This window comes from Bartonella sp. AA2SXKL (assembly GCF_042197205.1).
Classification (GTDB): Bacteria; Pseudomonadota; Alphaproteobacteria; order Rhizobiales; family Rhizobiaceae; genus Bartonella.
Map to the genome: position 1 here is coordinate 1 of NZ_JBHIRN010000206.1, position 641 is coordinate 641.

Annotated in this window: 1 protein-coding gene; it reads right to left on the minus strand. The window is 36.2% G+C overall.

Annotated features, from left to right (window positions below; translation table 11 throughout):
• A partial coding sequence (locus ACFINS_RS10720; RefSeq protein WP_375706264.1) for a BA14K family protein occupies positions 1–605 on the minus strand: 605 nt, incomplete at its 3' end.
• Positions 606–641: the final 36 nt, after the last annotated feature.

Below are 641 nucleotides of genomic sequence, written 5' to 3' on the forward strand. Positions count from 1 at the left end.
GGATTAACTGAACGGTATTTTTTCTTGCAATATTGAAGCCAATCAGTTGTCCATGGTTGCTGAATTGGTTGATATGTTCCTGTTGGCTGAACTTCATAAATCACCTGATTTTGTGGAATTTGTTGATAAACCACTTGTGGAATTTCTTGGTATATTACTCGACTTTGAGGTACAGTTTGATAGATAATCTTTGGTTGTTCTGGTTTCTTTAGAACATTGCCAAGAATTGTACCTGCAGCAAGACCAATAATACCTGAAGCTAAAGCATCTCCTGAGTTATTACGAGTAGTCACATGATGTTCATAGACATGGCGATGTGTTTTGTGTTCTGTATGGTGATGACTCTGTTCTCTCCTTTTATGGTCAACATGATGATGATGGTGATTACTAGAAGGATAATAAGGGTGATGCTTCTCAAGAACAGAATGGGCACTAAAATTATGAGAAGGAAAATTGGTCTTCATTTCCTTTTTCATATCTTCTATTTTTTTCGTAATCTCTTCACTATAAGTTAATTTTGTATCCGCAAGCGTTGTGCCTAGTGGCACCCAAATGGTTGCAGTCGATATTGCTGATAATACTGCTAACTTGGTAATCTTTTTCATTAACGACACTCCTTCTATAAATTCATGTTGTTTACA